This is a genomic window from Chromobacterium sphagni, from assembly GCF_001855555.1.
Classification (GTDB): Bacteria; Pseudomonadota; Gammaproteobacteria; order Burkholderiales; family Chromobacteriaceae; genus Chromobacterium; species Chromobacterium sphagni.
In genome coordinates this window covers 1-7057 of the sequence record NZ_MKCT01000006.1, presented here as the reverse complement: position 1 = coordinate 7057, position 7057 = coordinate 1, and the positions used below count along the sequence as shown (strand labels likewise).

Sequence of the window (7057 nt, the reverse complement as noted above, 5' to 3'; positions counted from 1 at the left end):
TTACAAAAGTCAAGATTGAATGATCTTATAAAACTTTGACTCCAATATGCAAAATACTCATCATTAAATTCAATGCCGCTCTGGCCTTTATTTTTTATAATGCGCAGCGTGGTCTCTACAAGATCAAGGCAGAGTGCAATTGCAGAAGCTGGCGCTTCTGCATTTAAGACAAGTTGACCTTCTCGGCTGTAACAAATAAGCCCCGTAGGGCCTACGTGGACCCGCGCATGGGCTGAGTTTGATAAATTTTCAACCAAACCAATAACAGGCTTCTGTGTTAGCAGCCAATCCACAATATGGACATAGATGCAGTATTCGAACCCATCTATACCTAGCACTCCGTGAAAGGTCATGGCAGAAGCTCCAGCTCCAGAAGTAAGAGCTCCTTTGGCTATTTTGCAGGTAAATCCGCGCTCACGAACCAGGTAATCCCAAATTATTGCCTGATTCTTGACGGCAATTTCAGCCAGATGTGACATTGCGATGAGGTGGCTGCGGTTGCGTTTGAGCAGGAAACTCGCGAACTTGCGCAGGAGTCAACGCCTCACCCAGAACAACCAGGCTAGTATCGATAGGAATGCGCTGATCAAGCTCCTTTCGCAGCATCTTCAACATCGCAGCGATACCATTTGGCTCTCCCGTCTCTAGTGCAATAGATAGGCTTCGGTACAATCCAGAAAGCCAATTAGAGGCTTCCTGTCTCTCATGCTCAGGCAGGCGGTTAAAATCTTCATCGCTAATTTCGGAGCAGTAAACTGATCCCTTCAATAATGCCTTAACATTCAGTAGAACATGATTTAGTGCCAAATCGTCACGCCCATCGATATGACGCCAAAATTTGGTTGCACAGAGCATCAGCACAATAGAGCTAGGCCCTCCACTGACATACTTAAAGTCACGGGCCGCCTTTAAGTAACGACAAATGCGCTTTAGCTGATCTCCACCAGGGCGACGAAATTGCATTTCAAAATATCGACTAACATGGCGGGGGTCTGATGCCTTCCACTTACCATTACGACATGCAAGACTAACGGCCTCAAGGTCTTCCCACTGCTCTCGCGTGAAATCATCTTCGGCAAAGCTAAGGCTATCAGCTACGACCGCAGACCTACCAAGGGCTTTTGCCATCACGATAGCTTCTGCCATCTTTTTGAACTGGGCTTTATCAATGACATACAGAGGAACATCAATGTGCGCCTTGCAATTTCCGAGGATGACACGGGCGCAGGTATCTTTTTGATCATCCAATTTCCACCCTTTGACACGCGACAATTCTCGCAGAGATTCCTCAACCATATCAAAGTACAATCGTGCCCTTCTGTGGCATCAACTGCTGTTTCCTTCATATTTTCGATAGGGAGATATACCCCTAGATCAAGGTCCATTTCCTGCGATGCATGACACGGCGCATTGCAAGTTCCATAGGACCATGATCCTTGAACGAAAAACTTTGGATTAATCGTATTCTCTTCCCCCGCTACGCGAGCTAGCCGTTGTCGAAGATCACTCCGTAGATGTTCACGGATGATGAAAGCTGCCTCCTTGAGTTGTCTCTCATCGTCTTCAGTCGGAGTGATACGCGCGAGGAGCGTAGTGGTCCCCTGACGCTTGTAGAATACGGAATGATAGTTAGCAGGATTCATCTCAACCTCTTGGCGGAATTTAGAAGAAATTTGGAGTGTCTGCTGTATGGCTAAGCCACTGACGAAATAGAGGTTTCGTCGAGATACTTTGCATTTCACTCAGGGCGGCCCCAGCCAGAGGCCCATTTGCGTGTTTACTGTATTTGTCGAGCCCCAATGCAGAATGCTCGGAAGGTTTGATGCTTGTATCTATATGCAATAGCCGCGCTTCAATCTTGTGTCGAAGCATGTCCTGATGTAGCAGCTCCTGAGCGGAAAGTGTTGACTCAATCAAGTTGGCTTTCCACCCCTTCCAAAAACGCCATCCATGTGCACCGAAGATCCCTCTTTGCAGCGGAGCCTTCGAATCATCAGTGTGATAAGTCGAGCGCGTGCCAATCATCATTAAGTGGATGTCACTTGGGTCTACACCTAGTTTTGTTTCTGCCTCATGCACAGCGATCAACGCTGGAGAATTTGCGACCAGTCCACCATCAGCGTAGCGGCGATTGTCGAATTCATAGATCGGGAAAAAAACAGGAGCGGCTGCAGATGCCATGACGGCATCAAGCAAACGTACTCGCCCATCAGTGGTGTAATCCGGGTGGTGCTGCGTTTTAAAAATACGGGTTTTCCCCTGCGTTAGATTGAGTGCAGGGATCATCAGGCGATGTTGGAGTTGCTGAAATGCAGCCTCTCCAAGTAACTCTTCTTGCTGAAGTGTTTCGATCAACCCACGGTTGGAGTAACGGGGCCCCCAGAGACCTAGGTTAAGCATAGACACTGGCCACCAGCCCAGCTTCGTCCTAAAGATGTCCCTGCCGTGCGTTGTGAATAATTCGGGCAGCCTCTGCGCATCCACTCCTTTAGCCAGGGCCGCAGCCAGCATACTGCCTACGGATGTGCCAGCGATGAGATCGAATTTGCTTGCAAGAGGTTCACTGGCTCGGCGCTGCATTTCTGCCAGAACCGTCGCGGTATACAGTCCTCGATACCCACCGCCCGAAAGGGCGAGAATCCAAAATGGCTTACCCATAAATAACGCACCATGTTATTCAGCTACATGCCTACCGACCACTCGTTGGTTAAATGATAGACCTCCCCCACAAGAAAATCCATCATATTGTGCAAATTGTGCGCTGGATTGCCTATATGTTGTGCTTGAGGTGAGTGACCACACCCGACTTGCTCAGGCGAAAATTCACTGATGTGCCATGATCTGCGTCACCGGCCATACGGTGTGTGCTGTGCATTTAATCGTTGTTGCCATGTGACGCTGGATGATCCTCGTCCCGCATGAAGAAGCCGAACACTACTTCGCCCTAAAGCGCGCCGCGCTGTTGCAATGCTCAAAGCCTGACTAAGAGACACGCTTCAGGCCAGACGCAGGGGTTTGGCGGCCTGTCGTCGTAGCCGGCTCTTCCAGTTGATCAACTAGACTTACACCACCCGATGCTCCGAGTCGATGCTGAACAGATTCCGGCAAACATCGGTGGCTGCAGCGGTGGCCGTCTGCGAACAAAAACGTAGAAACACCACAGATCGGCGTATCGGGCCGGCAATACAGGGCAAGGGCACCGTCACCTGCGCCTGGCCATCCGGCCCAGATACCCCACCGCTTCGCCCACCCCCTGCATCGCCCCACCCTCGTTGGGCACTGACAGTGCGCTGACTCCTACCAATGCTTCTGATTCTGGGCTTTGCATGGCTTTCTTTCAGATATACAAGTGAATGGCTCTGGCAATGCGCCATCAGGACGCACCGATCACATTGCGCGACATAACCAATATTACTCAAAACGACCAATATCTACTCAAAATGACTAATGCCAGATATCAGTCTGACGCTGCGGTAGCTACGGTGGTAGGTGTACTGACTGAGATGCGTGTGATGTTACTGGTGAGATACATCATCAAAGCTAATAAAAGCTGGCATGAGAACAGCGCATGAATATCTATTGAGTAAAAGATCTTGATATCATCACATATGATGGTGCTTGGGATGTATCGATCGCAGTAGCCGGAGGGTTGCTGAGTCAGTCGATTTCTGCGTATTATGGTTTTAATTAAAGGATGTGTGAGGAAGCATATTAATGAAGTCCCTCATAATGGAGTTACGGGGCCATGGCATTAGAAAAATGGGCATTGCTTGATGCGCCAGTAAACGAGCAAATCCATGCAATTCGTACAGGGCTGCCCGTAAGTTTTGTGACTATTGCGGCCGAGCAACTGCAGTTGCCTAAAGAAATGCTCTGCGCTGTCATTGGCTTAGTCCCTCATGCTCCTTCCAGGAACCACGAAGCAACTGGGACTTTGGATCCAGCAGTTAGCGAAAGGCTATTTCGAGTAATGAGTGTTGCTATGGATGCGGCTGCCGCACTAGGAAGTGATGTAATGGCCTGCGAGTGGTTAAGTCACCATCATCCCGAATTGGGCTGCCGTCCGCTCGACTTACTGGATACCGCTCTTGGTGCTACGCTGGTAAAACGGATTCTCCACTCGATTTCTTGGGGTTTGCCAGTTTAGTTTCAAAATCAATACTCTGTCTACTAAGGGGTACAGCCATGTCCAAGCTCAAATCAATCCTACCAGTGACGCCTACCTCTCCAGCGACCACTGCTTCAAAATCTGCTTACGATGCTTATTTTTGTCAAGCGGTCCAAGCTGCTCTGGACGATACGGATCCCGGCATCCGACATGAGAAGGTCAAACACGATTTCGCCAGCAAGCGGGCCTCGCTACTGACACGCCAAGCACTTGACTAAAGGGATAGCGGTCACTCCCATTGAGATCTATCCATGGACACGATCCTCAAAAATGCCATTGCCTCGATCCAAATCGGTGTCGAGGACTATCTTGCCGGGGATGATCGGCGAAGTCTTTCGGCCATACGCAACGTCACAGCAGGTATTTTGCTGCTTTTCAAGGAAAAGCTGCGTCAACTCTCGCCCCCCGGATCTGATGAGGTACTCATTAAGAAAGACATGCGACCTGTACATCTCCCAGATGGAAGCGTTGCTTTCCGAGGGCATGGCAAGTCAACTGTTGATGTTCAACAGATCAAAGAACGCTTCATGTCACTTGGCATAACAGCAGATTTCAACCATTTAAACGAAGTTATCAAGTTACGTAACAACATCGAACACTACATGACAACTGCTACGGCTGAGACTGTACGTGCCGTACTAGCAAAGTCGTTTGTCGTCATTCGCGACTTTATTGCTATTCAACTCGAAGAGGAACCCGCCGACCTTTTAGGTGGCCTGGCCTGGGATGTATTGCTGACACAGAACGAAGTGTATGAGCGTGAGCTGGCCTCATGCCACGATGCCATGGGAGCAATACGGTGGAAGTTGGCACCTGGGGACCGGATCGCCGCTTACATCCGCTGCTTTTACTGTGGCTCTGAATTGGTTAAGCCCTTAGACCCTAACATCAGGTACCACGAAGAACTGATCTTCCATTGCGCTGCTTGCGCGCAAGACTCGAACTTCGATCAAATCATTGAGGACGCGGTTGAAGACTGCTACGCAGTTGACAGCTACATTGCCATTAAGGATGGAGGGGATGACCCTGTGGCGATGTGCCCCAATTGTGTCAGGCATACGCTTATCTGCGAAAACGGTGTCTGCATTGCATGCGAGGAAGGTCTTCACCACTCGAATTGTGAGGTGTGTGGTGAGGCACTTGGGCCTGACGATCAGGAATATGGAGGACTGTGTGGCTATCATGCTTGGCAAGCTCAACGGGACGATTGAGCGCTCTCCCGCTTCCTCCTTACGCAACAGTCACTGTGACAGTGCGAGCATGTCAGGTCATTTTGCACCATCGGGTGTTGCTACCATCAAGACGATGTTTCGCAACAAATAGCGCCATCAGCCATACGCAACGGCTTTGAAAGCCATTTCTCTAAAATTTCTATATTTTACAAGCTATTTGTTGGTACAACATGAACCGCAATTACCAAGTTTACGAACTATAAGCCGTCTTCGATATCAGAGAAGCGCCGTGGCCTCGCAGTCCTCCTGAATGCGCCGCTGGTACTCTGCAAACGCTTCGCCCGCCTCTGGACACGTGAAGCCCGCTGTCGCGTCGGCGCGGCGCTTCAGCATCATCACGATGTCGCCCAGCTGTGACCAGTCGCCGTGCGCGTGATGCCCGACCAGCTCCTGCATCATCGCCTAAACTGACAATCGTTCTCTCTCTCTCAGGTGCGAGACCAGCCATGGCCAGGCATTCCTCTTTAGAGCGGCCCCGTCCTTTCCGATTGGTGCCCTATTTTTTTCTGCTATCGCTATTGCTGATGGGCATTGCTACCGGATTGATGGCCGGCTATCTGCGACATTACTCCGGCGAGCAGCTGCTGCAGCTGGAGAAAAGCCGCGCGGCGTCGCTGGCGCAGATTTTCGAAAATTCGCTATGGAGCGATTTCAGGCCATTGATCCCGCTGGCCAACAAGCCGGCCAAGCTGCAGCAGGCGGCGCGGCAGGCCAAATTGCGCGACGCGGTGGTGGAGTTGATGCGCGGGACCGACGTCATCAAGCTCAAGGTATACGCGCTCAACGGCTTGACGCTGTTTTCCACCGATGCCGAGCAGATAGGCGAAGACGAAAGCGACAACGGCGGCTACCGTTCGGCCGCTGCCAATGTGCCCGCCAGCGAATTGGCCCACAGCCACAGCATTGATGCGTTTGAGCGCACGCTGACCGAGCGCGACATCATCTCCACCTATGTGCCGGTGCACGCGCCCGATGGCAAAGTCGAAGGCGTGCTTGAAGTTTATCTGGACGCCACGCCATTCGTTTCAAGCTCGTCTCGACGGTTGATGTGGCTTACGCTGGCCATCTGCGCGTTGATGGGGGTGCTGTTCATCGCCCAAATGCTGGTCGTTCTCCACGCCGGGCGAATCATAGCCCGGCAGGCCTTGGCTCTGGAGGATGCCAATCGCGATCTGGACCAACGTGTGGCGGAGCGGACCCAGGCGCTGGAAAACGCCAATCAACAGCTTGAGGGGGAGATATCCGAACGCCGCCGCGCCGAGGACCGGCTTGACCGGCTGGCGCACCACGATCCATTGACCAGCCTGCCCAACCGCCTGCTGTTCCACAAACGCCTGCAACAGGCGCTGGACCGCCCGGAGATTGGCGAGCGCGGCCTAGCCCTGCTGTATATCGACCTGGACCGTTTTAAGGATGTCAATGATACGATGGGCCATTATGTCGGCGACCAGCTGCTGATGGCGGTGGCCGCCCGCCTCTCCGCCCATGTTCGTCCACAAGATTTGCTGGCCCGGCTGGGCGGCGACGAATTCGTTTGCGTGCTCGATCAGCTGGACAGCCGCGACACCGCAGGCATCGTTGCCGAAAAACTGTTGTCGTTGTTCAACCAACCCTTTGCCGTCCATGACAACGACCTTTATCTGTCTGCCAGCATAGG

At 51.8% G+C, this 7057-nt stretch carries 9 protein-coding genes and 1 pseudogene; 5 read left to right on the top strand and 5 right to left on the bottom strand.

From position 1 onward, the window contains the following. The 4 genes and pseudogenes from BI344_RS23735 to BI344_RS06550 all read right to left on the bottom strand — a co-directional run. Positions 1-479, bottom strand: a 479-nt coding sequence (locus BI344_RS23735; protein ID WP_139166909.1) for a ubiquitin-conjugating enzyme family protein, incomplete at its 3' end; no start/stop codon positions are given. Continuing rightward, positions 463-1308: a CBASS cGAMP synthase gene (locus BI344_RS23730; protein WP_277620427.1), complete on the bottom strand. Its 846-nt coding sequence runs from the start codon at positions 1306-1308 to the stop codon at positions 463-465. The genes BI344_RS23730 and BI344_RS23735, both read right to left, overlap by 17 nt. Positions 1309-1337: 29 nt before the next feature. After that, positions 1338-1643 (bottom strand): annotated as a pseudogene (locus tag BI344_RS26070) (cyclic GMP-AMP synthase DncV-like nucleotidyltransferase); the annotation flags it as partial. 19 nt (positions 1644-1662) lie between these two features. Next, positions 1663-2658, bottom strand: a complete 996-nt coding sequence (locus BI344_RS06550) for a CBASS cGAMP-activated phospholipase (protein ID WP_083370105.1) — start codon at positions 2656-2658, stop codon at positions 1663-1665. Between the two features lie 695 nt (positions 2659-3353). Here BI344_RS06550 and BI344_RS24740 point away from each other — a divergent pair. The 4 genes from BI344_RS24740 (at position 3354) to BI344_RS06540 (ending at position 5379) form a co-directional block, all read left to right on the top strand. Next, positions 3354-3572, top strand: a complete 219-nt coding sequence (locus tag BI344_RS24740) for a hypothetical protein (protein ID WP_071112187.1) — start codon at positions 3354-3356, stop codon at positions 3570-3572. A 173-nt stretch (positions 3573-3745) separates the two neighbouring features. Continuing rightward, positions 3746-4147, top strand: a complete 402-nt coding sequence (locus tag BI344_RS22735; protein WP_083370104.1) for an antitoxin Xre/MbcA/ParS toxin-binding domain-containing protein — start codon at positions 3746-3748, stop codon at positions 4145-4147. Between the two features lie 38 nt (positions 4148-4185). Continuing rightward, positions 4186-4386, top strand: coding sequence for a hypothetical protein (locus BI344_RS23725; protein ID WP_139166907.1), 201 nt, complete (start codon positions 4186-4188; stop codon positions 4384-4386). A 33-nt stretch (positions 4387-4419) separates the two neighbouring features. Next, complete coding sequence (locus BI344_RS06540) at positions 4420-5379, top strand: hypothetical protein (protein WP_071112186.1); 960 nt, start codon at positions 4420-4422, stop codon at positions 5377-5379. 237 nt (positions 5380-5616) lie between these two features. Here BI344_RS06540 and BI344_RS06535 read toward each other — a convergent pair whose 3' ends face one another. Next, the gene (locus BI344_RS06535) at positions 5617-5799 is read right to left on the bottom strand and encodes a hypothetical protein (RefSeq protein ID WP_071112185.1); all 183 of its coding nucleotides are present in this window, start codon (positions 5797-5799) and stop codon (positions 5617-5619) included. A 125-nt stretch (positions 5800-5924) separates the two neighbouring features. Between BI344_RS06535 and BI344_RS06530 the strand changes: the two genes are divergently transcribed. Then, positions 5925-7057 (top strand): sensor domain-containing diguanylate cyclase (locus BI344_RS06530; RefSeq protein ID WP_158021040.1); only part of this gene is annotated, 1133 nt, incomplete at its 3' end.